This is a genomic window from Nocardia africana NBRC 100379, from assembly GCF_001612635.1.
In the GTDB taxonomy this organism is placed as follows: Bacteria; Actinomycetota; Actinomycetes; order Mycobacteriales; family Mycobacteriaceae; genus Nocardia; species Nocardia africana.
In genome coordinates this window covers 1-23,753 of record NZ_BDAV01000034.1, presented here as the reverse complement: position 1 = coordinate 23,753, position 23,753 = coordinate 1, and the positions used below count along the sequence as shown (strand labels likewise).

Sequence of the window (23,753 nt, the reverse complement as noted above, 5' to 3'; positions counted from 1 at the left end):
GCGGGCACATCCAACGCGTACCGATCGCAGCCCTCGCCGAATTCCAGACCGTGTGGTGACCCCCGCTGCCTGTGCCGCGCCTGGTCACACACGCCAACGGCACACCAGCGATATGGCAATCCCGCCGAAGCGTGGTATGCCGCCTGGATCGGGCTCAGCGACTACCAGCTGATCCATACACCTGCCACCGACGAGCATCCGGCGCTCGATGGAATCAAGCTGCGCGGCAACGTGGTCCGCAAGATCGACAAGATCCGCGATGCTGCCGGCCCCGACGCGGGCCAGAGAACAGCCCTCGACAACTTGGGGATGTGGCTTCGGATGAGCCGCCTGATGCACGGTCAGGGCTCATGACAGTAGCCGAACTCGATCTACCTGCGTTGGTTGCGGCGGTCGCCGATGAGCTGGGCCAGGGATGGGCTGTAGACGCCAACCGCGCCCGCTACTACGGTCACGCCACCGTGCGGCTTCGCCACACCGGGGGCGGTGTGCTGGTCGTGCATTCCGGCAACGATTCTCACCGTACGACAGACCACGGACGACTGTTCATTCGCCCGGACTACGGGCAGTTGGCCACCCACATCACCACCGGCGAGGACCGCGGCGACATCACTGTCGCCGACACAACGGCCCCGCCCACGATCGCCAGCCACATCACTCGCCGGCTGATGCCGCGCTACATCGAACTCCTCGCGCGTTGTCAACGCCGCGCCGACCTTGAACGCGAAACTGACGCTCGCAGAGAAGCATTCAGATCCCGGCTACTGGATCTGCTGCCTCACGCCGAACGCGCCAGCGACCCCGTGAGTTTCGGCAAACCGGGCGCGGCAGTGAGCGGCAACGTCGCCGGCATCAGCAGCTCCGGCACTGCGAAGTTCACCATCGACGCCCGTGGCGAGGCCGCGAACAGCATCGCCCGCACGATCGCCGACCTCCTCGACACCTGAGCACATGCCCCCTTTGTGTCCCGCCCGTGCGAGACCCCGACCTATGGAAAGACGACATGACGCGCGAAACACTGACCGCTCTCAACACCGAAACTCTGATCGGTTTCACCGACAAGCGGGGCCACGCCTGGCACTACCGCGAACAGTTGCAGGGAGGCGAACCCAACCACTACCCGGGCCCGATCCCAGCGGCCGATGTGCGGCGTCGCCTGTTCCATTGGGACGTGGTGTCCTCTCGCGAACGGTGGGCCGTGCCCGCCGATGCCGCAACCGCCACCGGAATCGACGAGGACGGCCGACCGATCCGGACCGTGGTCGGGGCCGATCAGGTCTTGTTCCGCTCCGACAAACCCGAAGTCAAGCTCGGCACCCACAGCGAGGATTACGAACCGCACCCCTACGGCGACACGCTTCTCGACGGCTTGGCCTCGATTCTTACTCCCGACGGTTTAGCGGTCACCAGTGACTCGCTGAGAATCGGGTCCGCGGGGATTCTGCGCGGCGGCCGTCAAGCCTGGGTGCAGATCGAGACCCCGGACAACATCACCACCGCCGAAGGCGTGGCCTTCCGGCCCACGATCTTGGCCGCCACTTCCCTGGACAAATCGTTGCAGACGACCTTCTGCTCCGTCGAGACGATCGTGGTGTGCGACAACACCCGAGACATCGCGCTTTCCGAAGCAGACCGCACCGGCCACCACTTCAAGATCAAACACCGCAAAGGCTCGCTCTCACGCCTGCGCGATGCCCGCCAGGTGCTGGGGATCATCACCGAGGACGCGGAAAAGTTCGCCGCTGAGATCGCCGAACTGTGCCAGATCCCGATCACCGACCGGCAATTCGACATGTTCCTCAGCGAGGTCGCCCCGTTGACCTCCGACGCCCCGGCCACCCGTACCAAGGTCGGCAACCTCCGCGACCAGCTTCGCGACCTTTACGACAACGATGAGCGCGTATCACCCTGGCGCAAAACAACATTCGGCCTCGTGCAGATGATGAATACCTACGACCAGCACTTGAGTCCGATCAAGAAGACGACCTACCGGCCGGCCCGCAACATCGACCAGGTCATCCGCGGCAAGGTCGCCGACAGTGACAACGCCACTTTCGAGGCCATCGACAAAGTGCTCGCCATGTCCTCGTAACCACGCCCACCGCTTGCTTCTTCGGCGCCGCGCAGCGCCCCGCGCCACGAGCTGCCCACGGCGCTTCGTCGTCGGACAGATGGATTCCACATGTCGCAGACATCCAGAACATTCCGCCTCGAGATCCGCACCGATTTCACCGGCACCGAGGACCAAGCACGGTTTGAGGCCCAACGCCTGGCCAACGAGTGCAACGGCGAAGTCACCGCGATTTTCGACGTCGACAACGACTACGACGAGCTCTGAATCGCCGGTGCGGGCAGTCTGAATTCCACCGGAACACAGCCAATTTGGAGACACATGGCCGACATCGTGCATGTCCCTGCCCATTTTCTGGACCGCTTCGTCGGCATCGACGACGAAGACTGCCTTGTCATCGAAGAAGATTACGGCGCACTGACAACACTGACCCCGTGCTGCGACGCCTACGGCAAAGGCTCGGACTACGAAATCATCTGCCGCGCCTGCTACGGCGCCGTCGCCGCCAAACACGCCGGCGGCGGAACCATCGCCGTGCCGCGCGCTGAACTCGAGGTCATCGCCGTGCCCGACACCGGCAGCGACGCAGGCTCGTGAGCGGCGACCAGATCAGTCTGTTCGGCCTTCCACGACAACCGGTCCCCTTCATCGCGATAACCGGGCCGAATGGTCCGTGGTGTGGTCCTACGGCATGGGCGTGGAAAGCACCGCCGGGCTGGTCCTGACCCTGACCGAGCCCCGGTTCCGGCCTTCGGCGTTGCGCGATGATCTGTCGAACCTGATCGTAATCACAGCTCAGACCGGCGATGAATGGCACAGCACCTGCGACCTCGTCGCGCACACGTTCTCCAGGCCGACCTGGTAGACCGGAGACAACGTGCGGCCGGGCAAGGCTGGCTCGGCGAGGCCGAAGGCATCGACCGTACGCTTAAGTGCCTGCGCAACAAGCGATCCGACACGTTCAGGTTTACCCGGATCGCCCGAAGCGTGCCTCTGGGTCTCCCGACCAACCGAGCTGCGCCCGTCCGATAGATCGAGTGTCCTGTAACACTGGGCACCGTGCGGGCATATTCACGGAGGTTAATGTCTCACCCGAGATCCAATCACATAGGTACCACCGAAAGGTCCTCAATGTCGGATGCTCTGCTTCTCGACACCAACTTCATCTCGCAATGGCAGCGAGGGATGGTCTCCGCACCTGCCGCTGAAACTTTACTGGTCAGCACGGCAACACTTCAAGAGCTGTATAACATGCAGGTTCCGGACAGTTGGAAGTATAGATATGCGCCACCGCCATTTAAGGATGGACCGCCCCACTTTAGGTTTCAAGTGGGTTATGATTCGAATTTGACCCCTTTTCTCAAAGAGCATGTAGGAAGCATTCGTCGAGGGCAGGCATGGATACCGAGTAGGGATAGCTTTTTGGTCAACTTCCCTTCGGAACTCTCTGGATATGGCTTCACCGATCAGCGTGAGCAAGCCCATAATCTAGTGGCTCAGTTGCATACCTGGCCAGCGAAGCCGTTCCTCAAATTCGTCGTCTCAACTATTTTCGACAAAGCGATAGCTCGATTAGTGTGCGACCACTACGAATTCGTCGTGTCCGCTCATATAGAGCCAATACCCGCAAGTCCAGCGATAGCCGAAAAGGCCGTTATCCTGCTCTCCGAACTCGTGTCTTCGGGCATTAACGTCAAGGCGAATCCGAGAAACACATTCAACGACATGCTGATCTTGGCCACGGCATTAATTTATGACCTGGAGTTGCGCACCAACGATAAATTACTCTTCCGGATGGCACTAAAGTCGGGCATGAAGAGGACCGATCGATCGGACGGATTCGTAACACTCTCGCCGGTTGAATTCGGCACAAATAAACGCCCGCCGGAAGAATCCAGAGGCTATGTCAACGCACCTTGGAGGGCGACGCGGATAGGAATGTGGGATAAATAAGAACGCCTCGGTCGATAGCCGATAGCGTTGAAGCTCTACCTAGAATGACTATTTCCGCGGTGGACGCTGCCCAAGTTTCTGCGCAAGATTATCCAGATCAGGGTCGTGGCCCGGAGGACGATTATCGTATCTAACGTCGCAGATATGGCCAGTTTCATCGATCAAGATGCACGTCGCACGGTCCGATTGCAGTTGATGTTTCTTCGCTATAGTATACTGCTCATGGATCATTAGTGCCTGGTCGGCCAGAGTGCCGAGCGGGCAAGATCCTGCAACTATCATGGGAAGACCCCAAACACCTGCGAATGCCTGCATGACTCTGTGTGGTCGATGATCGATCTGCGTCGAGCGAATAACCGATTTTATCGCTTGTTCCAACTGTCTTTGGGAATCGCCGGATATGGCGAGCAAATCTGTGGTCGTTCGCAACCACCCATTGTCGCGCAGCCGCGTCAGCTCATCGACCAGCGAAAGTACGAATGGATTCGCTATAAATTCCGGCTTGGGAGCCTCATCCGGATTAGACCCTTCCTTCCAGTACATCCATGCATCGAGAGGGTCGGTATGTGTCCCGACTCGGGTAAGCTTCTGAGACTGCCTGAACCGCCGCCTAGCTGCCTTCGTGGGTCTGGGCACCATCGGATGATCGCGTGATACCTGCTCGGGATCGGGTTCGACATAGAGTTGACCGCTCATGAATAGCATGAATAGATCGAGTTCGTCGGTAGCGCGATAGAGTCTCGCTACTCCCAAATCTGAACGCCTTCGGACGTAAAGTAGAAATTCAGCCGGCCGGACCAATACTTCTGCCAGGACCGATAGATCGTGCAGCGAGGTTATCCAGGGTAGTTTGTCGTCTTTCAGGATTTCAGCCCGACGTAGGTCATTCATTGCAATCCCCAGCGGCCCAAAATCATCCAAACAAACGGCAATCGAACGGACCTCTCGCAAGAACCGAAGATCAAGCCATGCTCGCTCCGCTGTCCAAATGCCGCCGTTCGTCTCGACGAGCGTTTCGAGTCTGCGTGCCTGATGTGCCGCAGAGCCAACGATGCTCGACAGTTCGCGCGCTAGGCGCCGTACATCACCCCGGCGGGCTTGCTCAGCCACACTTCGGCCCTTTACTTCGATGCACAACGCCACATCGTCAACAACGAAGAATCCGTCGCATTCGGTCTCATCCGCAATCTCGGTCAAGTTCGCACATTCTGAGCCCAAAGACGAAGGATCGATTTCGTCCTTGGGTGCATAGTACTTGAGTCCTTCGAATCGAGGTTCGGTCCGAAGGAGATTTGCAACCATCTTGAGGGCGAGCGACTCACTTACCGCGCAGCGCACTTTATCGTAGGTCTTCCACTTGGGCCCAGTCTTCAGCGCTTCCTCGATGATGTGTCGGAGTCCGTCGGTTCCGATAGGACTGCCCGCGATCAAGTAGTGCCCATTATCATCGCTGACAAGGCTTGCTGCCCGTAACGGATTGTCACCACGAAGGAACGCTAAAACCACATCTGCCGGATCTCTCTGAGTGAATCGGATACTGAATTTTTCCAGCATCCGCTTTATGATTTCTTCATCGCACGACGTTCGATCGGACAAATCGGCTGCCGTGAACTGCGCCCGTGCGCCCGGCAAGAACATCATGGCGACCATGGCTTGTTCAAACTGTTCGGCAACGTCATCGGGAACCGAATTTACATCATACTTTTGGACGATCTCTGCGGTTTCGTCCCGCAGAGCGATCACCCGGTCGCTGTACAGATCACCAACGGCATCCCGAACCTCGACGAACTGCAGATAATTGAATCCGAGCGCGTCCTCTAGAAGAAGATTCATTTGTTCGTTCGCGAACAGTGCAGTATTCAAATCCTCCTGTATGTGTGAGTACTGCATGGCCCGGATGTTCACAACGTTTCCTTGGTACTCTGCTGCGAGGTTCGCGAGTGGATTATCGCTGAAACGTGCGCTGGCCATCAAAAAGATTGTGGTCAGCCGAAGGAGCTGCACCGCGCTATCGTGGAGGCCGGAAATCAACTCATGCGGATACGGACTTCCGACTCGTCCGGGATCTGGCGGTTGCCGCGATCCCCGGCTGGTGAGGACGAGGGTGATCATCTCTAACGCCGCGGCACTGCCTTCGAAGTTGGGGGCCAAACCCAAGACGGGTGCGATCGGCACTTCACGCAGCCGCATCAGTTCGATCAGGTCGAACGCATCGGCTGACGCCATCTGATCAGCCAGCAGCGCGACGTCCTTCCGAACCCGCGACCGAAATGCCTCCTGGAGTTCCTCGATCGTCGTATGCGTACCCAACTGGCGCAGATCTTCGAATGCCGCCGCCGTGAGGCGCATACCGGTCGTCCCAGCGATGAACTCCATCCACCGATGGTCCCAGACGCCACCGACATAGAGGCCGTCGTCCACCACGTTCCAGACGACATTCGCGAACTCGATTGGGCAGCGACCGAATACCTCGCCTCCTGACAACAGCCCCTCGTATACCGGATAGCGCGAACCTCAGCCAGCCAGGCCATTGCGATCTTCCGGCGGCTCGCTGTCCTCCATCGGAAGCCCAGAGCTCAGCCGCGTCGAGATCGCCCTGCCCCTGCGCCGCTCGCGCCTGGGCGCCAGCGCCCAGAAAACCCCGTCGATTGGCCGAATCCGGCCGCTGCACCGCAAACATAGCCAGGAGAAATATGCCATGCCCAGCAGCATCCCCCGCCCTCTTACTCCACCCGCTCAGGCTCGCGACGATCTCGACATCCTGATCGGGGAACTGTGGCCACGCGAAGCCGACGACTTTCGCGACAATCCTTATCCCGACCATCCACTGCTGGTCATGGTCCGGCTACTGCTGTGGCAGGCCAGCCTCGACCAACCCCAGCTCCCGCCGGCACCCGCTCCTCGCCTGTGCGCAGACCTCCCCGCGGTGATGGCCATCGCCACCACCGCCGCCGTTCAGATGCCCAGCACATCCTGCTGGCCTGCAACGCTGCTCGAGGTGCTCGCGCGACTGCTGCACACACTCAACTCCCCCGATGCCAATCGCACCACGGGCCAGCCGGTGTGGCTCGCGATCGGCGACGGCGCCGTCCTCCCGGTCCACCTTCGGCACGAACTCATCAGGCCGGCAGAAGGCTTGCGCGCTCGCCACGTCGCCGTCCGTGTGCACTCACCGACGGGCGCGACCCTGGCCACCGTCGAATATCGCACCGACAACGACCTGTTGCGGCCCACCAGTGCCGACGGACCGCGAGACATCACCACCGTCGACGACTTGATCACCGCGCTGCTCGCCGATCTCAACGAGACCCTGTCCTCGGTATGGCACGCACTGCACGGCCGAACGCGATGACACAGCCCGAAACAGGCGAGATAGCGGTCGTGTCCGATACCGTGCGCCGCTGGTTTCCCGGAGACGGTCACCAGCGGCCCACGAACCGGGAATGGGCGATCGCCGAAACCATCGTCGAACGACAACTCGACCGCTTCTACCCGCCGGGCACGCGCCTGGTGTGGCCGCATCCCGCGTGGCGCAATCGCGCCTATCTGCGCACGCAAGTTACCCGGTTCCTCGTACACGCGGACATCGTCACCGCCGCAGGTCTCCGCCGCGTCCACCAACGCACCCGACACCGACTGCGCGAGAACCACACAGCCACACATCCGCGGGGCGCAGGCGGTTGCGCTCACCGTCCGGTGCCAACCACACGTCCCAGCGCCCTGCCGATTAGGCACGTTACCGGCGGAGGCCCCCAACGACCTGAAGACCAGAAAGTGACATCTCCACGATGAATGATGACAACCAATCGCCCGCGCACCACACGATCCGCTACGGCGTACAGGTGCCTATGGCCCTCACCCCAGACGAACGATGGGTGCCCGAGCTACCCCGCGATCACGGTCACCCGCTCCTTCACCCGCTGGCACCGCTCGACCTCTACCGGCTACACGGTCCCGACAACACCGACTGCCAGGCCACCTGCCCCGACCTCGAAGACTGCGGCGATGCACGCAATTTCGCGCGGGACAACCTCGTCCCGGTCACAGGTTGGGTGTTGCTGTGCGGGCTGCTCGACGCGATCGCTGCCCACAGCGCGGCCGACCCGGCGCCGGCGCCACAGGCAGGCCGCTGGGCCCTCTCGCGGGTCGAGGTGATCCATCGCCCCAACCTGCCCGTCGTCACCACCTTCCCGATCGGCCGCTACGACACCCTGCTCGCCGCCCACAGTGCGCTGCAGAACGCCGAAAACTGCTTCTCTCAACAGCATTCCGGCCTGCCCGAATCGGGCCAGGGCACCACGCAGTCACCGCGACTGTGGATCGAGCAGATCAGCCCCACCAGCGTCCGGCACATCCGCTTCAGCCTCACCATGGCAGAGCCGGCGCCTCGTGCAGGGGCTCATCGATGAGGGCCGATGACATGGGAATAGAAGACGGCGCCGGTGACACGACCGGCCCGGAGATCGATGAAATCGATCGGTTCGATCGTGAACTCGCCCGCATCCTCGATCTCTGCAGCTCATCGGATGATCATGAACTTTCCGAGCCACAGGCTCGGATCATCGCCCAGGCCTACGGGTTCGAACTCGAACTGGTTCGCTTCGGCGACGGCGGCGAACCGGCCGACACCGCGTTGGCGCTGCGCGAAGTCGAGCGCCTGCTGGACTACGCCAGCATCGTCCGTGAACCCACGGAGAACTTCGCCTACCCGCCCGGCGCCAACGGCGCGTTTCTGCGGTTGCGGGACTTCTTCCGCAAGCGCAGCGACGCCGAGATCCTTGCCGAGTTCCAGCGCGTCTTCCTCGAAGGCGTCCGCGACGAAACCTTCGGGGCTGCTGCACGATCAGGTGACAGTGGTTAAGCAGCTTGTCGAGCTGCTGGGGACATGATGGTTTCGAATTCGATAGGGGTCAACCGGCCGAGGCGTGCTTGGCGGCGTCGGCGGTGGTAGGTGCGTTCGATCCAGGTGACGATCGCGATCCGTAGTTGTTCGCGGGTGTTCCACCGCTGCCGGTCCAAGACGTTGCGTTGCAGCAGGCTGAAGAAGCTCTCCATCGCGGCATTGTCACCGGCTTATCCGGCTAATCTGGGCTGATCTTGTTCCGTTGGTGAGGGTTTCGCGTTATCCGGCTGATTTTTGGATGTCGGTGATGGTGGCGTCGAGGCGGGCGATGAGTTGGTGGTGGCGTTCGGCTTCGGTGATCCAGCCGCGGCGTTGGGCGTCGTCGGCGAGTTTGCGGGCGTCGGTGCGTTGGGCGGCGAGGATGGGCAGGTAGGTGGCGTCGGTGCGGAAGTTCGGGCAGTGTTCGCAGATGTTGGCGTAGGGGCAGGCGCCCTGGGCTGGTGCGCGGAGGCAGAATCCGCCTGCGAGACGGGATTTGAGGGCGGGGGTGTCGGTCCAGTCTGTGCCGCCGGTGATGTCGGCCAGTGGGAGGGCTTTGGTGCCTGCGGGTGTGGTCGGTAAGGCTGCGAGGTGGTCTTTTGTGAGGGTGAGGGCGCGTTCGTATTCGGTGCGGACGGTGGTGTCGAACAGTTTCCCGTAGCGCAGGCTCATCTGCGCGGACACGTGCCCGAGCAGCGCCATCAGCGATTGCAGCGAGACGCCGGCGTTGACCAGGGCGGTGGCGTAGGTGTGGCGCAACTGGTGCGGGGTGACGTGCCCGATCCCGGCGGTGGCCGCGGCGCGGTCGAGTTCGAGGCGGACGCCTTGCTGGGCGAGGCGCCCGCCGTGGTGGGTGAACAGGAACTGGGCCGGTTTCCCGGTGCGGGGATGGGTCAACGGTTTTCCGGGACTGCGGATTTCGATGATCCGGTCGACGAGTTCGACGGTTTCCTCGTCGAGCGGGACCATTCGTTCGGTGTCGAGTTTGCCGAGCGGGACCTTCAGCCAGGCTCCCTCGCCGGGGATCTCGTGGACGCAGTCGATTTCGAGGTCGAGCAGTTCCCCGATCCGCAGCCCGCAAGCCCGCGCCAGCAGCAACGCCGACGCTGCGAGTTCATGGTCGCTGGAACGCAGAGTGTCGGTGAGGTGCCGGTCGGCGTCGACTGGGATGTAGCGCGGTAACGGTTTCGGGAGGCGGGGAACATCGTTGCGGAACAACAGCTTCCGCTTGGGTGCGTCGGTCCATCCCCATTCGGTGATCTCGGTGAGGAAGGTGTTGACCGCGACGACGCGGCGGGCGTGGTCGGCGACGCCGATCGGTTCACCGGTTTTGCTGTTCACCGCGGCGGGCAGGCTGGCCAGCCAGGGCTCGATGTGGCGGCGGCGGTCCAGCTGCGCCAGCCGGGCCAGGGTGGGGTCGAGGTCGGTGAGGAACCGGCCGAACCCGGTCAGCCGGGTGGCCATGCTGGACACGGTGTGGCGGGTGCAGGTGCCGCGTTTGGCGTGCAGGTAGTCGATCATCGCCTCGGCGATGGCCGGGGTGATGCCGTCGAGGCGGACCGCGAAGTCCCAGGGCCCGCCGGGGCGTGGTGGTTCGGGCAGGACCCCGAGATGGAACAACACCAGATGGGTGTTGGCGAGGGCGGCTTTGTAGTGGTGCCAGCCCTTGCCGGTGCGGGCCCGGCGCATCCGGCAGGCGTCGGCGAACTCGTCGAGATCGGCGACGGTGAGCTGGCGCAGGCGGCGCCCGGTCTGGATCAACAGCCGCGCCGGCGCCTGGGACCCGGTCGCGGTGCGGACCCTTTGGGTGAATCCGAGTCTATGTGCGGTGGTGAGGAATTCGGCGAGATCACCTCCTATCGGTGAGGCGTCGATCTCGCGCCAGAGGCTGGAGACCTTGCGTTCGAGCAGGTAGTCATAGCCGGGCCGCAGCAGGTCGTGCAGCATCAAGAACGTGATGAACGGCCGCGTCGATGAATTCGCCGACAACCGGACCTCGAGCGGCTCGCGGGCCCAGTCCTGCGGATTCGGCCACTGCTGCAGGAATGTCCGTGCGGCGCTGTAGTAGGGCGCGCTTCCTCTGCCGGTGCGGGCCAGCTCGGCCAGATAGAGGTGGTAGATGGCGTCGGCGTCAGAGCTGGCGGCGAATACGTGCACGAGCGGCATCGAATTCCTCCTTCACCCGTTTCGGGGCCAGATGGACATAGCGGGCAGTGGTGTCGACATGGGTGTGCCCGAGCAACGCCTGCATCACCGACAGATCGACCCCGGCCTCGGCCAGCGCGGTGCCGAACGAATGCCGCAACGCGTGCGGATGCCCGGCCGTGACCCCCGACAACTGACGGTGATAACGGAAGATCGTCCGCAACCCCGCCGCAGTGAGCGGTTGTCCTCGGTTCGGGCCCTTCGCGACCAGAAACAAACGCGCCGAAGATGATTCGGGCCGCTCGACCAGCAGGTAACCCTGAATGACGCGGGCCAGATCCGCGTCGAGCGGGACGGCGCGTTCCTTGGCGCCCTTGCCCCAGACCCGGATCCAGCCGCGTCCGATATCGACATCGCCGACCTCGAGGGCCAGCACCTCGCACGACCGCAACCCGCAATACAACATCAGCCCAGCCATCGCGCGGTCACGCCAGGTCCGCAAACTCGCCAACAGCCCCGCGGCCTCCGACACCGTCAGTGGCCGCGGCAGCCGCCGCGGTTCCCGCAACCGCAACGCCGAGCGAGGGCGCGGTTTGCGCACCAGATGTGCCAGCAAGCCAGTCTTCTCGCCTGGCACGAATCGCCCAGCCTCACGGCCTTTCGGCACCGGGCTCGGCAATGACGGGTCGCGCATCGCCCGGAACGCGAACAGCCCCGACACCGCCACCAGACGCCGGTTCACCGTCGCCGCCGCATACCCGTCCAGGCGGCGACCGGCCAGGTCGACCACGTTCGGGCCCGGCCGTCCCGGCAGTCTGGTGTCTCGGCAGGCGGCCAGATAACGCAGCAGCACCCGGGTGGTCACCTCGTCGATGCCGATCGCTTCGCCGAGCAGCCAACGACCGAACATCACCAGATCGAATCCATAGGCCCGCAACGTTTTCGGTGAATAGTTGCGATCAGCCAGATAACCCAGATACTCATCGACCAGTCCAAGCCCGTCAGCACCCGAACCGGCCAGATACCACCGGTCGCCATCGTGTTCCAGGCGCAGTCGATCAGGATCGTCGGTGTGCATGGCCGACAGGTCTACCCGCGGTAAGCCGACACGCGAACACCCGAATCGCCGACGGCCCCCGAACCCCCCTTGACCAGGAGGACCAGTGGACATTAGCCGGATAAGGGGCACGCACCGACCCTGCCCATCGATCCGGACATGCCGAATCGGTTGAGCGCGTGGACAAACCGGCGGGAGCGAAATTGAGACCCGCGGTCGGTATGCAGGATGCAACCAGAGACATCACCACGACGAGCGACGGCATTGTGCAATGCCGCGACCGCGAGTCTGGATTTCATGCGTGAGTCGATCGAGTAGCCCACGATCCGCCCGGAGAACACGTCCTTGACGGCGCAGAGATACAGCTTCCCTTCATCGGTGCGATGTTCAGTAATATCGCTGAGCCACAACCGGTTTCGTTCATCGGCGGTAAAGTTCCGGCGAACAAGGTCGTCGTGAACCGGCGGGCCCGGCCGTCCACCCTTGCCGCTGCGGCGTTTGCCGAACGCGCTCCACCACCGATTATTCGAGCAGATCCGCCACGCGGTCCGCTCGGCCATCACCTCACCGGCTTCGCCGGCCTCATCGGCCAGGAACCGGTACCCGAACTCGGGGTCGTCGGTAGTGCGCGTCGAACAGCGCGTTGGCCCGATACGCCTCGGCGATCTCGCTGGCGGTGACCGGTTCGGCCAGCCACCGGTAGTAAGGCTGGCGAGCGAGCTGCAATACCCGGCACGTCACCGCCACGGGAATCCCCTCGGCGGCAAGCTCTTTCACGAGCGGGTAGAGCCTTTTCCCGGTAACTGCGCTTGCGACAAATACGCTGCGGCCCGCCGCAGGACCTCGTTCTCCTACTCCAGCAACCGGATACGACGCCGGGCATCACGCAACTCGGCCGATTCCGTGCGCGCGGTTCCCGGCTTGTTCCCGTCGTCGATATCGGATTGACGCATCCATTTCGACAACGTCACCGGGTGCACACCGAAATCGGCGGCGACCTGCTCCAGCGTCACCCCGTCCTCACGGTTGCGAGCGACCCGGACCACGTCATCGCGAAACTCTTGCGGATACGGCTTCGGCACAGTGACATCCTCTCAGGCCGACCACTCGGCCAGCCATCTCAGTTGTCACCTATCCGTGCAGCAGCCCCTTCCCTGCCACCGTGACATCCTTCGGCGATCTCCACGACCACGTCGACGCCAACCTGATCGCCGACGAACTCGTCACCCGCCGAACACAATTGACCACCCAGCCCTGGCACGAGCTCATCACGCCCATCCAGGATATGTTCACCACCTGGCTGTCGACCGCCGATGCTCGCGACGCCCTCGCAGCCATCCAGCACACGACCGGACCACCACCGATCGGCCCCGACGACCACCGAACCGAACACCTGCCATGACCCGGCGCCGCGAAACCGATCTGTTCTACGCTCAGCGCCACAACGGCGACCTGGGTTGGAATACCGGATTCCAGCACCTATCGCTGGCTGAGGCCATCGGTTCGATTCGCTCCGCCTACCGTCGCGGCGAACTCAAACGCCTCGTCCGATTTCTCCCTTCCGACGCCATCGGGATCCCCGACGCCTTGCTCATCATCTGGCAGGGCAAACGAGTGCCCGAATGGCTAGGCGAGCTGGCCGAAAGCAACCTCTGACCAGCAACCGGACACCCGCGAGCCTATCGCCACCGGCACTGTCGTCGCGCCCCGGAACCTCAATCGCTCACGCACTCGCGTGGCGCCGGCAACAGCACGCCGGAGTCACGGACACAAGGAGACCAATGTATCTGCACCCCGTGGGGAGCAACGCCACAGGAGACGTGCTGGCGTTGCCGGGACACTTCGCTGGTGAGCCCGACATCTCCCTCATCCTGCTGCCAGGCCATTCCGTAGAACCCAACCTAACGACGTATGCGGCGACCGAGATCGATCTTTCAGTCCTGCTCACCTACCCTGCCGCAGCTCTCGCCGCGACAGCCAGAATCTGCCACGGCACAGCCGTTCCCTCCGTGGTGGCGGTGATCATCACCTCCGCGGGCCGCGGCACGGATGACGTGAGGATCCATCGTGAACTGATCGGCCTCGTGTCCGCGCACCTCGCCGAGCACATGATCGGTATTCAATCCGCCTGGGTAACAGGCGATATCACCACCGAAGCCGCCTGGCAGCCCCTGACGACGGTCACACCCGATCACGTCGGCAGCCATCCATCGACCCCGACCGAGATCATCCGAGCACTCGCCGCCGGATCGATCTACTCACCCCGCGCTGCCGCTCACGAACTGATGAGCCCCGATCTGCCGCTGGCCCGCGAAGTCGCTGCGCACCTCACACACCGCGAGACAACCCACGATGACTCCGACATCGCCCCCGCGCCCCACAATCTCGCAGCCGAGTTACGGCAGCTTCTCGCAATCATCGAGGGGGCAGCCTCAGGCCAGACACTGGCGGCCGGCGACCTGGCTGCAGCCGCACGCGCCCTCCGACCCGTAGATATTGCCGAGTGCGCGGCTGGGCTGGTGCACACCAGTCTCGACGGCCCAGCTCACGCCCTATGGACGGCACTGACACAGACAGCGCCGAATCAGTATCGCGGCGCACCCGCGGTTTTGCTCGCGTATTGGGCCTGTGCCCACCAGGACTACACCACGGCCAGTGTCGCCCTCGACATCGCGCTCGAAGCGCAGCCGGGAAACAAGTTCGCGCAGTGGATCGCCGTGTTCCTCGACATCGGAATGCCCCACGCCCAATACGCGAAGTTCGCCGAATTCGGTCGTCAAAACGCGGCACGAATCGGGACAGAACTCCCCTCCTGACCCGACACAGGTTCACGAAGGAAGGTCCGGCATGCACCCTCTCATTGCCGCCCGAACACACTGGCTGACAAAGACTTTCGGTGCCGGTGCTGGCCTCTCGTGGCCACTGTGTGGCCGTTTCAGCCAGCGCTGCGCGGGCCAGCCTCACGCACACTTCGCCAATAACGCGCCGCAAGCACAACCTGTTCATGACACCGTGAACGACGACTCGACCGGCACCCTCGACATTGACTGGCCAGACGGCACACGCGCCACCTGGTTTCTCGCGACCGAGTCCCTCGACACCCTGGCCACGCTCATCGAGCGCATCACCAACCCGCCCGACAGCATCAAATGCTGAGCAGGACTGAGGTCCACACGCGAAGGATCTCACTGTGAGTAACGAAATCGACTCGGCCGCAACGGACTTTCCGCCATTGCCTTCCTGGAGCGGGAGCTGGTGGGTCGAGGATATCCCGGACTGGCGCTACCGGTCATCGTGTGCGGCCGGATTCGGGCCCGCACATCTGCGGGCGTTCGGTGCTCTCGGCACCGATCTGGTGATCGTGTCCGAGCGCGGCATCGGCGCATCGGTCACCAACAGTGCCGAACATATTTGGGCGGCAGTGGCCGACGACTTCGGCAACGGCAACGGCGACGTGCCGGTAGTGCTGGGGCACTGGCCCCCCGGCGTGGGCGTGACCGAAGTCGAGCACCTCGATCAACTGTTGGTGATCGACGGCACGCCGCGCTGGCGACGAATTTGGCCGGTCCCCGACACCAACCCCAACCATGCGGAAAATGCTGCCTGGATGCAGGCCATCGGCCATGCCCTCATCGCGGGGCTCAGCGCTTCCACCAGGAGCCGAGATGTACCGTGATTCACCCGATTCTGGGCAACGATTGCACTTGCCTCAGTTGAGACTAGGAACACCCGGCGACCTGGTCGCTGCTATCCCCGCCCTTCTCGGATTCACCCCGCACGATTCGCTCCTCTTCGTCGTCCTGGCCCCCGTCTCGCGCGCTATCGACTGCATCGGCCGTGTCAACCTGACGATGCCGGACGACAATCTGTCGGCAAAGCTCGACGACCTGGTGGGGCTGTGCCTACACGCCCAGTCGTCCGAGGTGCTGATGATCGTCGTATGCGGGCCCGCCTACACCCTCGATGAGACAGCACTGCCCACCTACCGGGAACTCGCGGGGAAGGTGTCGGCGTATCTGCACTCCCACGGGATCTGTCTTCGTTCAGCCTGGGCGACAGCGGAAATCACCCCCGCCGGCCGGTGGTGGTCGCTGTTCGACGACACCGTAGGCGACGTCAGCGACCCTCAGTCCTCGCCGGTCGCTGTTCGCAGCGTGGTCGCCGGACGACCCATCCACTCCACTCGCGACGACCTCGACGCGATCGTCGCCCCTGACGTCTCGATGAGCCACGACGTTGGTGCGGTGCTCGCGCAGTGCCGAACGAACCGCCCCGACCTCGATGACGACAGCCCGCAGGCACGGGCAGCGACAGCCCGCGACATCGAACGGCTCCTCGCGGCGATCGAAGCCGTGGCCGCCGGGGAAACGCTGACTGCCGCCGACCTCGCCGAGGCCGTCACCGCCCTGCACGTGCCGCTCGTGCGCGACTGCATGCGCGACCTGGTTCACACACCGCTCGATGCCGCCGCGAACCAACTGTGGGCAATCCTCACTCGCGCCGTGCCGGGACCCGACCGCGCCGAGCCCGCGCTGCTGCTGGCCTACTGGGCATACGTTCACGGCGAAGGGATCGTGGCAGGTATCGCACTGGATGTGGCGCTGCAAGCCGTCCCCACTCATTCGCTCGCTCAACTGCTCTCACAGGCTCTCCGGTCGGGGATACCGCCTGCAGCGATCGCGAAGCTCGGTGCCACGGCGCGGCAAACCGCCTCCGAACTCGGCATCGCACTGCCGGCATAGCCCCTCCACCGCCACACCGTCATCAGACGCCGCCACCCAGCCACCACAGGCGTCAGCACAGCCACCGACCACCCGAGCGGGGAGCCCCGTCCGGGCCATATTTACTGCACAAGGACCATCACCGATGAGCAAACCCTGCACCCACCCCGCTATCGACGACGCCATGAAAGCACTCCGCACAGCAACCTCCGCCAGCCAAGTCGTCGACATCCTGGCCCGAACAGATCACTCTGCGGGGTACCCCTTCAAGCGCGGCGAACTCCGGCATGCGTTGAGCACGGCCGGTTGGGCCATCCCGCAGCCCGCCGATGCGCCCTACTGGATCGGCTACGCCCCCGAGGGCCCGGCCTTCCTGATCTACGTCGAACCCGACGCATCGCCCCATCAGCCATAGCCCGACGCGCTGCGGCTCTGCCCTGACCCCCACACCTTCGTGTGCCCGGTCGTAGTCCACTCAGCGAAAGGAGCAACCGTCCACTAGTCCTTCCTGGCTTGCCCGTTCGGCTTTCGCCTCGCACGGCTCAAGACCTTTCCGACCGCAATCGGCCTCCGACTGCCGACGGCAGGGTCTCGACCCTGTTGCTGTGCACTTCCGCGGCGCCGATTCCGCCGCCGTTCCGCTTTCCCTCCGCCGGACACGTCGCTCATGCGGCGTGTCCGGCGGTTTTCTTTCTCTACGAAAGGTGTTCTTCCATGACCTCTGTTCTCGACTCGTCGGCGACCGAAGTCGCCGAACAGTCCGACACGGTTTCCGACGACGCGTCGATCGTCGCCACCGACGCGTCCAATCGGCCGGCCCACGGCACCCCTGCGGGGGAGTATCTGTGGCTGGACCCGCACAAACTGAAGCGAGCGCCCAATCGCGATGAGAAGCCGGCCAACGCCGACCATGACGCGTCGATCGCCCGGTTCGGCAATTTCGTGCCGTTGATCGTCGTCCGAACCGACGAGGGCGAGTATGAGGTTCACGACGGCTGGAACCGGACGGTGTCTTTGCGCAAGACCGACCACATGGCCAGTTGCGTCGTGTTGCCGTCCGACGCCAGCAAAGACGAAATCGAGCGCGAGAAGGAACGCATCGCGCGCCAATACAACACCGGCGCACACCGTTTCGATCAGAGCGCCAAGGACCGATACGACGCGGCAAAGCAGATGCTCGATCTCGGAGTACCGATCAAGGAGGCCACCAAGCTCCTGGTGGGCATGCCTCAGAAGCAGGTCTCCGCGGTGAAGAAGATCGCGAAAGCGCCATCGGTGGAGAAGGCCCACCGCGAGCACAAACTCGATCTGTTCCAGTCGCTGCGCGCGGCCGAGGAATTCGGCGACGACCCCGACGCGATCGCCGAGCTCGAGGCCGCCGCCGCCAATGGCCGATTCGAGCACCACCTCCAGCGCATGCTCGACCTGCGTGCCGAGCGCGCCGCCGCCGAACAGGCGGCCGAGGAGGCTCGCGCATTCGAAGAGCAGGCCAAAGCCGCCTACGACGCGCAAGTTGCCGACCTCACCGGTCGCGGCTACATCGTCCTCGACGACACCGACGTCCCCGCGGATTACCCGGCCTTGGTCGGCTTGGTAACCGCCTCAGGCGAACCCGCCACCGAAGACGACATCACCACCCCGGGAAACTACGCAGTCCGCCTGGTCCCGCTGTTCGTCGCCTACGACAACGACAACGAGATCATCACCCCCGACCTCATCGACTTCGACACCCGCGAAGACACCAGCCTCTACCCCGTCGAGGGCATGTACCACTGGGAGGACGTGATAGCCAAACCCGATTGGGTTCGCCACTACTACTGCCTCGACCTCGAGGCCGAAAACCTCGCCCTTGTCGAGCCGGTTGACGTCGAGGCCGACTCCCCCGTCATCGACGACGACGAGGACGAGGATCCCGCGGCAGCTGCGGCCCGCAGGGCGGCAGCCGAAGAGCAGCGGCGCCTCGCGGAGGAGCAGCACCAGCGCGCCGCCCAAGAGGCCGCCGACAAACTTCGCCGCGCCACTCAGCTCAACGCCCTGGTGCGCAGCGCAACCAAGGTACGCCGCGAATTCATCCGCGAGCACCTCTTCAGCGGCCGCAAGTCCGTCCCGGACGGCTCGTGGGAGTTGATCGGCAAGGTGATGCAGCACCCGAGCATGCTCACCCGGCTCGCCGCCGGATACCTGGTCGACTCCCTGGGTGGCGCTGTTCCGAACTCCCCGCAGAACAAGGGCCAAGGCGCACGGGACAACCATGGCGCGCTGCGCGCCCTGCTGCGCACGGCCGCTGCGCTCGAGGCCGAGATGCAGCCCAGCGACCGCGAAGCCGACACGTGGCGCCGCGTATCCTCCTTCCACGGCGAGTGGCTGAACTACCTGGAAACGGCGCTCGACTACCAGTCGGCGCCGATCGAGAAGCACTACACCGGCGAACTCACCCAAGACGAAGTCATCGCCGCCGAATACGGCGAGACGACCGCCACCAACGACCCCGGTGAAGCAGGCGACGTATCCGACCTCACCGACCTCGACACGGCCGGCCCCCAGCAGTCCGGCTCGGCCGATGCCGAGCTCGCCGAACCCGGCCACCCGGATATCGAACTCGGCGACACCGAGGACACGCACGGCGATAGCCAAGCGAATCCGGATTTCACCCTTTGATCCTCAGCGCGGCCGCCCGCACCAGGGCGGCCGCGCCCGGACCGACCCTGTCCGGGGCAGATCACTGATCCGTCCTGAGGTCATGTCGGCGCTTTCCTGTTGCGTAAGAACCCTTTTCGATGCAGAGACGGCGATGCCTTCCCCTTCGATGAAGAACTTGACACCCGAGACTGCCGCTTTTGTTGCGGACTCGATCGAACAAATGCTGTCCCACCAGCGCCTTCTCGCCGATCAGCTCGGCGCTTCCCGTGCCGTGTCCCATGTCGCCGCCGGCCGGCCGTGGGCTCAAGCCCCGGTACCACGGATTGTTCTCCCGCCCGCCGAGCTCACGCTCATCGTCCACACCGCCGCGGTCGCGAAAAGGTGGAGGGCGAATTCACAGATCGCGTGCCTGGTCGATCCCACCCTGGCCGAGCAGCTGATGACTGCAGCCTCAGATGCTCTGCCGACCGGCATTTTCCGGCAGCTGCCCTACGCCAACCCACTGATCGTCTTCGCCGCCCCTATCCCCTGTCGTACCACCGACGACCGCGCAGCTCGGCTACTCGGATTCTTCGTCCATGGCCTGAAAGACCTCAACACCGACAACGCTGCGTTCTGCGACATCCACACCGAGGCGGACACTTTGGGAGTCACCACGGTGTTGGAACTCACAGACGGCGGTCCCGGCGGCCACGAACTCAACCGCCTGGCGATCCCTCTCGACGCCGATCGGCTGACCCTGCCGGAATACGTCGCTCACGCCGCCCGCAACCATCCCATGGACCTTCTCACCGCGCTGTCGGCGACCGAGGAGTCCGTACGGTCATGCCTACAGACCGTGCTGCGGCCAGTATTGGGTGCGCTGCTGTATCTATGCAGTGCCGACGCCGACATCGACGATCAGCGCAACACGGATGCATCCACCGCCGACCCAGCCCGCCGAGCCAGTAAGAAACGCCGTGCCCGTCGGCGGACCGCCTTCGTCCCGGTCGGCTGGCGCATCGGAGCTCGGATGCGCCGCGCCGCCGCGGCCGCGCAGGCCGGTCGCCCCGCGACCCCTGGCGCGGGCACAGGCCGCACCCAACCGCCCCGGCAACGTCGCTCACATTTCAAGGTGGTCTGGACCGGTGTCGGACGCCGGATTCCCCGCACGGTGTTCGTCCTGCCCTACTTCATCCACAAACACCAAATCGGGCTGGCAGCAACCGAATCCACCCTCGTCCCCACCTCACCTCGCCGCCGCAGGACCAAGCGGTCGCGGGACCGCCATACACCCCGCCGCGACCGCTAGTCACGCCGCGTCAGCGTAGTGGTCATTCCGAAGCCGTCCGAACAGGTAGCAGAAACCGAATTTCCGCCCGGTCTTCGTGACGTCCTATTTCACCCGCGAAGCCGCGCGCGCTGAACTCTCTGTGCATATCCAACATCCGCGTCCAACACCCGCGCGCCGACTCCCGGCGCCGCTGGTTACCACTGCCCGAAAGGTCAATGCTGTGTCCTGTCCTACCGAGAAGGAACTCGCCGGATCCTTACAGGCCGCACTCTCCGTCGATATGGCCTACGGCGAAATCCCATGGGAGTACGCCACCGTCGCCGAGATCGCCGCCACCGGCGTCGACCCCACCCACTCGATCAGCCGAGACATCGACGAGCGTGTCCGTCAGACGGGACAGCCGCGCGAACAGGTCGTCGCCCGCGTTACCGAGATCGTCGATCGCCTCCTGGCCAGCCGCATCACCTTCGGCCGCCCCGACAAGCCGTACTTCTACGTCGGCTCACCGCCGCAGCAGCACATCACTGCTCGGTCACCGTTCGGCGACGGAGCCGCCGCCGACCTGTCTCCGAACGAGCTCGAGTTCTCGATCAACGAAGGCTCCGACTCTCGGTATCTTTTCCTGTCCGGCGCCGACGTCGACGCCCTCATCGTGGGACTGCTCCGCTGGCGTGCCGCTCATCCCGACCACGTCGCCGCCAACAATCACGACCACAGCAGCAGCGATAGACCTTCTCACCACTGAGCAATTTGCCTGTTGGGCAGACCGACCGGCATCGCCCCGTTCGACCCTGGCTGAAGTTCGCACTATTCACCGGCACGGTAGCCGGATACCGGTCGACGTCTGCCCCTACTGCATCCCACCGCAAGGAAACCTCGACATCCCATGCCACATCACCTCACGACCAGCGGGCTAGTGCGCAGACATCATCGGCCAAGGGCGCTCATCACCCGGCGGGCCCTTGCCGACGGCCGCGTCGGCGCGACCACGCTGCCGGCGGCCCATCGATGAGCCGGGCACAGACCGGCGCCGTCACCATGGACGACCGACACACTCACGTGGTCACCATCGACGCCGCCGTCGCCGCAGCCGCGCCCCCACCGACGAATGCCGGACATTCTCGGCCCTCCTATTCGAACCTGCATTGTGCCCGCGACCGAGTCCGCGCGGCGATCTACAACTCGGGAGCGAGCTGGCCCGACGGCCACCTCACCCTCACCTCTTCACATCCCGACATCTACCGTGGCACAGCTGATCTCGCGATCGCGGTCGCGGTCCTGGCTGCCGCCGGTACGGTGACCGTTCCCGCCAACACCGTGTTCATCGGCGAGCTCGCCCTCGACGGGCGCCTGCGCCACACCGCGCAAATACAGGATGCGGTACTGGCCGCCCACGCTGCGGGTTTCACCCGCGCCGTCATTCCCGCCGACTCGCTCGACGACGCGGCGGAGTTTCCGGAGTCGATCACCGTGCTGGAAGCCGACACCCTGGCCACCGTGATGGCGTGGTTGGCACGCGACACGCACAGATACGGCCGCTATCGCGTGGAGCGGCCCGGTCTGCACGGTTCGTCTCCGTCCCTCACGCCCCTGCCCACATCCTCCGCAGGAGCGACTGCTACTCGAAAGGCCAACCGCATGCCCAAACACACCAACAAAGACCTGGCCCTGCGCTTGATGTCGGTGATCAACCACGGCATGGAGCACGGCGAGATCGACTGGAACTGCCGTAGTTTCAGCGAGATCATCGCTACCAGTGACGATCCGACACATGCCTTGGATCCGGTGATCGAGGCGCGCGAACGCGATTCCGGCCAGCACCGCGATCAGTTCATGCCCGACGTCTACAAGATTGTCGATCGCATGCTGGCCGGACGGCTCACCGTCGGCCCGGACCACAACCCCACCTACTACATCGGGACGGTGCTCGACGGATATGTCGCCGCCGAGGCACCGCTGGTCCACCTCGACGACCCGGTGACCTCAGACAACGAGATCTCCTTGTCGATCACCGAACCCTCCCAATGCGGCACCGTTATCCTGTCCGGCAGTCAGGTCGATGCACTGATCGCCGGGTTGATCAGGTGGCGCACGGCCCATCCCGACCGCGACACCGCCCTCGGCGACGACTCCGCCAGTGGCTGAGCACGGTCCCGAAACCGCGCCGTTCCGCGCAGGGCGGGAGCTCGGGCTGTTACGAGGGGCGACCGCTGCCGCGGCCCGCGGGTTCCGCGTCTTTCCGCTGTGGCCGCTGTCGAAACATCCCGTCGACAAAGGGTGGCAACACCGGGCCACCACCGATCGAGAAATGATCACGCGCCGATGGAGCGCTTTGCCTTACAACATCGGAATCGCCTGCGGCCCACTGTATGTCCTGGACCTCGACCCCGGACGCGGGGAGACTCCACCTTCGCGATTTTCCTTCGCTCGTCACGGTCGCGACGTTCTTGCACGCCTCGCCGAAGCCGCCGGCCAGCCCTACCCAGCCCGAACGTACCGTGTCAGGACACCCTCCGGCGGGGAACACCTGTACTTCACCGGGCCCCCACACCCGCGACTGCGCAACACCGCCGCAGCGCTGGGCTGGCGCATCGACACCCGAGGCGCGGGCGGATACGTCGTCGGCGCCGGATCTGCACTGCCGACCGGCACCTACCAGCTGCTCGACGACAGAACACCTGCCCCACTGCCGGAATGGCTCATCACCATGCTGACCGCCGATCCGACATCGCCACCCCGGCGCTCACCACGCGCCGGACCGAGTCCTCGCCACCGGCAGTCCTACATCCGTACCGCCGTCGCGCGTCAATGCGCCCGCGTCCGCAATGCCGAGCGAGGCCAACGCCACCTCACGCTCGTGTCCGCCGCTGCGTCGTTGGGACGCCTCATCGGTGCCGGCCTTCTGTCTCACCTCGACGCGGAAACCGCTCTACGGTTCGCCGCCGCAACACATTTCGGCATCGACGGATTCACCGAGCACGAAGCCCGCACCGCCATCCGCGACGGCCTCT

At 64.1% G+C, this 23,753-nt stretch carries 28 protein-coding genes and 1 pseudogene; 22 read left to right on the top strand and 7 right to left on the bottom strand.

The genetic code is table 11. The annotated features are described in order from the left end of the window. From NA3_RS37905 to NA3_RS37440, 7 genes are all read left to right on the top strand, one after another. Positions 1 to 354: hypothetical protein (locus NA3_RS37905; protein ID WP_218021944.1), on the top strand; the 354-nt coding region annotated here is incomplete at its 5' end. Further along, positions 351 to 947 carry a hypothetical protein gene (locus NA3_RS34410; protein WP_062968996.1) on the top strand — a complete coding sequence of 199 codons (597 nt, stop codon included), beginning with the start codon at positions 351 to 353 and terminating at the stop codon, positions 945 to 947. The genes NA3_RS37905 and NA3_RS34410, both read left to right, overlap by 4 nt. A 56-nt stretch (positions 948 to 1,003) precedes the next feature. Continuing rightward, the gene (locus NA3_RS34405) at positions 1,004 to 2,092 is read left to right on the top strand and encodes a DUF932 domain-containing protein (protein WP_062968994.1); all 1,089 of its coding nucleotides are present in this window, start codon (positions 1,004 to 1,006) and stop codon (positions 2,090 to 2,092) included. 90 nt (positions 2,093 to 2,182) lie between these two features. After that, positions 2,183 to 2,338, top strand: coding sequence for a hypothetical protein (locus tag NA3_RS37445; RefSeq protein WP_157126635.1), 156 nt, complete (start codon positions 2,183 to 2,185; stop codon positions 2,336 to 2,338). Positions 2,339 to 2,392: 54 nt separating this feature from the next. Then, positions 2,393 to 2,668, top strand: coding sequence for a hypothetical protein (locus tag NA3_RS34400; RefSeq protein WP_062968992.1), 276 nt, complete (start codon positions 2,393 to 2,395; stop codon positions 2,666 to 2,668). Positions 2,669 to 2,768: 100 nt separating this feature from the next. Continuing rightward, a complete protein-coding gene (locus tag NA3_RS34395; RefSeq protein WP_157126633.1) occupies positions 2,769 to 2,936 on the top strand; it encodes a hypothetical protein in 168 nt (55 codons plus the stop codon). Between the two features lie 266 nt (positions 2,937 to 3,202). Beyond that, a complete protein-coding gene (locus tag NA3_RS37440; RefSeq protein WP_128145645.1) occupies positions 3,203 to 4,024 on the top strand; it encodes a type II toxin-antitoxin system VapC family toxin in 822 nt (273 codons plus the stop codon). Between the two features lie 48 nt (positions 4,025 to 4,072). On the opposite strand, the gene NA3_RS34390 is transcribed toward NA3_RS37440, so the two are convergent. After that, positions 4,073 to 6,400, bottom strand: a complete 2,328-nt coding sequence (locus NA3_RS34390; RefSeq protein WP_128145646.1) for a hypothetical protein — start codon at positions 6,398 to 6,400, stop codon at positions 4,073 to 4,075. Between the two features lie 322 nt (positions 6,401 to 6,722). Between NA3_RS34390 and NA3_RS34385 the strand changes: the two genes are divergently transcribed. The 3 genes from NA3_RS34385 to NA3_RS34375 all read left to right on the top strand — a co-directional run bounded on the left by NA3_RS34385 (position 6,723) and on the right by NA3_RS34375 (position 8,885). Further along, complete coding sequence (locus NA3_RS34385; RefSeq protein WP_128145647.1) at positions 6,723 to 7,376, top strand: hypothetical protein; 654 nt, start codon at positions 6,723 to 6,725, stop codon at positions 7,374 to 7,376. A 436-nt stretch (positions 7,377 to 7,812) separates the two neighbouring features. Continuing rightward, positions 7,813 to 8,433, top strand: a complete 621-nt coding sequence (locus tag NA3_RS34380) for a hypothetical protein (protein WP_062968983.1) — start codon at positions 7,813 to 7,815, stop codon at positions 8,431 to 8,433. A gap of 11 nt (positions 8,434 to 8,444) precedes the next feature. Continuing rightward, positions 8,445 to 8,885, top strand: a complete 441-nt coding sequence (locus NA3_RS34375) for a hypothetical protein (RefSeq protein ID WP_062968981.1) — start codon at positions 8,445 to 8,447, stop codon at positions 8,883 to 8,885. Here the strand turns inward: NA3_RS34375 and NA3_RS34370 are convergent. The 6 genes and pseudogenes from NA3_RS34370 to NA3_RS39545 all read right to left on the bottom strand — a co-directional run. Then, positions 8,882 to 9,094 (bottom strand): annotated as a pseudogene (locus NA3_RS34370) (IS3 family transposase); the annotation flags it as partial. The gene NA3_RS34375 and the pseudogene NA3_RS34370 sit on opposite strands and share 4 nt — an antisense overlap. A gap of 52 nt (positions 9,095 to 9,146) precedes the next feature. Continuing rightward, positions 9,147 to 11,072, bottom strand: a complete 1,926-nt coding sequence (locus tag NA3_RS34365) for a tyrosine-type recombinase/integrase (RefSeq protein ID WP_062968978.1) — start codon at positions 11,070 to 11,072, stop codon at positions 9,147 to 9,149. Next, a complete protein-coding gene (locus NA3_RS34360) occupies positions 11,038 to 12,129 on the bottom strand; it encodes a tyrosine-type recombinase/integrase (RefSeq protein WP_062968976.1) in 1,092 nt (363 codons plus the stop codon). The genes NA3_RS34365 and NA3_RS34360 overlap by 35 nt, the downstream gene beginning before the upstream one ends. Before the next feature lie 92 nt (positions 12,130 to 12,221). Continuing rightward, positions 12,222 to 12,668, bottom strand: coding sequence for a DDE-type integrase/transposase/recombinase (locus NA3_RS39555; protein ID WP_128145648.1), 447 nt, complete (start codon positions 12,666 to 12,668; stop codon positions 12,222 to 12,224). A gap of 22 nt (positions 12,669 to 12,690) precedes the next feature. Then, on the bottom strand, positions 12,691 to 12,885 hold the full coding sequence (locus tag NA3_RS39550) for a hypothetical protein (RefSeq protein WP_128145649.1): 195 nt from the start codon (positions 12,883 to 12,885) through the stop codon (positions 12,691 to 12,693). A gap of 74 nt (positions 12,886 to 12,959) precedes the next feature. Beyond that, a complete protein-coding gene (locus NA3_RS39545) occupies positions 12,960 to 13,190 on the bottom strand; it encodes a transposase (RefSeq protein WP_128145650.1) in 231 nt (76 codons plus the stop codon). Positions 13,191 to 13,270: 80 nt separating this feature from the next. Here NA3_RS39545 and NA3_RS34345 point away from each other — a divergent pair, with 80 nt between their 5' ends. The 12 genes from NA3_RS34345 to NA3_RS34295 form a co-directional block, all read left to right on the top strand. Continuing rightward, positions 13,271 to 13,510 (top strand): hypothetical protein, encoded by a 240-nt coding sequence (locus tag NA3_RS34345; RefSeq protein ID WP_062968975.1) that lies wholly within the window; start codon positions 13,271 to 13,273, stop codon positions 13,508 to 13,510. Next, positions 13,507 to 13,764 carry a hypothetical protein gene (locus tag NA3_RS34340; RefSeq protein ID WP_062968973.1) on the top strand — a complete coding sequence of 86 codons (258 nt, stop codon included), beginning with the start codon at positions 13,507 to 13,509 and terminating at the stop codon, positions 13,762 to 13,764. Before NA3_RS34345 ends, NA3_RS34340 begins: the two co-directional genes overlap by 4 nt. A gap of 125 nt (positions 13,765 to 13,889) precedes the next feature. Beyond that, complete coding sequence (locus tag NA3_RS34335; RefSeq protein ID WP_167355087.1) at positions 13,890 to 14,924, top strand: DUF4192 family protein; 1,035 nt, start codon at positions 13,890 to 13,892, stop codon at positions 14,922 to 14,924. Positions 14,925 to 14,955: 31 nt separating this feature from the next. Further along, the gene (locus NA3_RS37430) at positions 14,956 to 15,264 is read left to right on the top strand and encodes a hypothetical protein (RefSeq protein ID WP_128145651.1); all 309 of its coding nucleotides are present in this window, start codon (positions 14,956 to 14,958) and stop codon (positions 15,262 to 15,264) included. A 34-nt stretch (positions 15,265 to 15,298) separates the two neighbouring features. Next, a complete protein-coding gene (locus NA3_RS34330; protein ID WP_128145652.1) occupies positions 15,299 to 15,784 on the top strand; it encodes a hypothetical protein in 486 nt (161 codons plus the stop codon). A gap of 37 nt (positions 15,785 to 15,821) precedes the next feature. Further along, positions 15,822 to 16,850: a DUF4192 domain-containing protein gene (locus NA3_RS34325; protein WP_062968968.1), complete on the top strand. Its 1,029-nt coding sequence runs from the start codon at positions 15,822 to 15,824 to the stop codon at positions 16,848 to 16,850. A gap of 124 nt (positions 16,851 to 16,974) precedes the next feature. After that, a complete protein-coding gene (locus NA3_RS34320; protein WP_128145653.1) occupies positions 16,975 to 17,244 on the top strand; it encodes a hypothetical protein in 270 nt (89 codons plus the stop codon). A 299-nt stretch (positions 17,245 to 17,543) separates the two neighbouring features. After that, positions 17,544 to 19,487 carry a hypothetical protein gene (locus tag NA3_RS34315; RefSeq protein ID WP_062968964.1) on the top strand — a complete coding sequence of 648 codons (1,944 nt, stop codon included), beginning with the start codon at positions 17,544 to 17,546 and terminating at the stop codon, positions 19,485 to 19,487. Positions 19,488 to 19,569: 82 nt separating this feature from the next. Next, positions 19,570 to 20,760, top strand: coding sequence for an AcrVA2 family anti-CRISPR protein (locus tag NA3_RS34310; protein WP_157126632.1), 1,191 nt, complete (start codon positions 19,570 to 19,572; stop codon positions 20,758 to 20,760). Between the two features lie 202 nt (positions 20,761 to 20,962). After that, positions 20,963 to 21,487: a hypothetical protein gene (locus tag NA3_RS34305; protein WP_128145655.1), complete on the top strand. Its 525-nt coding sequence runs from the start codon at positions 20,963 to 20,965 to the stop codon at positions 21,485 to 21,487. Between the two features lie 263 nt (positions 21,488 to 21,750). Then, the gene (locus tag NA3_RS34300) at positions 21,751 to 22,887 is read left to right on the top strand and encodes a magnesium chelatase domain-containing protein (RefSeq protein ID WP_084492112.1); all 1,137 of its coding nucleotides are present in this window, start codon (positions 21,751 to 21,753) and stop codon (positions 22,885 to 22,887) included. Beyond that, a partial coding sequence (locus tag NA3_RS34295; protein WP_062968957.1) for a bifunctional DNA primase/polymerase occupies positions 22,880 to 23,753 on the top strand: 874 nt, incomplete at its 3' end. The genes NA3_RS34300 and NA3_RS34295, both read left to right, overlap by 8 nt.

Coding starts and splice junctions, on each gene's coding strand:
- NA3_RS34410 (WP_062968996.1), top strand. CDS start 351: ATGACAGTAGCCGAACTCGATCTACCTGCGTTGGTTGCGGCGGTCGCC.
- NA3_RS34405 (WP_062968994.1), top strand. CDS start 1,004: ATGACGCGCGAAACACTGACCGCTCTCAACACCGAAACTCTGATCGGT.
- NA3_RS34340 (WP_062968973.1), top strand. CDS start 13,507: ATGACCCGGCGCCGCGAAACCGATCTGTTCTACGCTCAGCGCCACAAC.
- NA3_RS34320 (WP_128145653.1), top strand. CDS start 16,975: ATGAGCAAACCCTGCACCCACCCCGCTATCGACGACGCCATGAAAGCA.
- NA3_RS37430 (WP_128145651.1), top strand. CDS start 14,956: ATGCACCCTCTCATTGCCGCCCGAACACACTGGCTGACAAAGACTTTC.
- NA3_RS34315 (WP_062968964.1), top strand. CDS start 17,544: ATGACCTCTGTTCTCGACTCGTCGGCGACCGAAGTCGCCGAACAGTCC.
- NA3_RS34360 (WP_062968976.1), bottom strand. CDS start 12,129: ATGCACACCGACGATCCTGATCGACTGCGCCTGGAACACGATGGCGAC.
- NA3_RS34400 (WP_062968992.1), top strand. CDS start 2,393: ATGGCCGACATCGTGCATGTCCCTGCCCATTTTCTGGACCGCTTCGTC.
- NA3_RS37445 (WP_157126635.1), top strand. CDS start 2,183: ATGTCGCAGACATCCAGAACATTCCGCCTCGAGATCCGCACCGATTTC.
- NA3_RS34380 (WP_062968983.1), top strand. CDS start 7,813: ATGAATGATGACAACCAATCGCCCGCGCACCACACGATCCGCTACGGC.
- NA3_RS34365 (WP_062968978.1), bottom strand. CDS start 11,072: ATGCCGCTCGTGCACGTATTCGCCGCCAGCTCTGACGCCGACGCCATC.
- NA3_RS34375 (WP_062968981.1), top strand. CDS start 8,445: ATGGGAATAGAAGACGGCGCCGGTGACACGACCGGCCCGGAGATCGAT.
- NA3_RS39555 (WP_128145648.1), bottom strand. CDS start 12,668: ATGGCCGAGCGGACCGCGTGGCGGATCTGCTCGAATAATCGGTGGTGG.
- NA3_RS37440 (WP_128145645.1), top strand. CDS start 3,203: ATGTCGGATGCTCTGCTTCTCGACACCAACTTCATCTCGCAATGGCAG.
- NA3_RS34335 (WP_167355087.1), top strand. CDS start 13,890: ATGTATCTGCACCCCGTGGGGAGCAACGCCACAGGAGACGTGCTGGCG.
- NA3_RS34300 (WP_084492112.1), top strand. CDS start 21,751: ATGAGCCGGGCACAGACCGGCGCCGTCACCATGGACGACCGACACACT.
- NA3_RS34390 (WP_128145646.1), bottom strand. CDS start 6,400: ATGGAGTTCATCGCTGGGACGACCGGTATGCGCCTCACGGCGGCGGCA.
- NA3_RS34310 (WP_157126632.1), top strand. CDS start 19,570: ATGTCGGCGCTTTCCTGTTGCGTAAGAACCCTTTTCGATGCAGAGACG.
- NA3_RS34385 (WP_128145647.1), top strand. CDS start 6,723: ATGCCCAGCAGCATCCCCCGCCCTCTTACTCCACCCGCTCAGGCTCGC.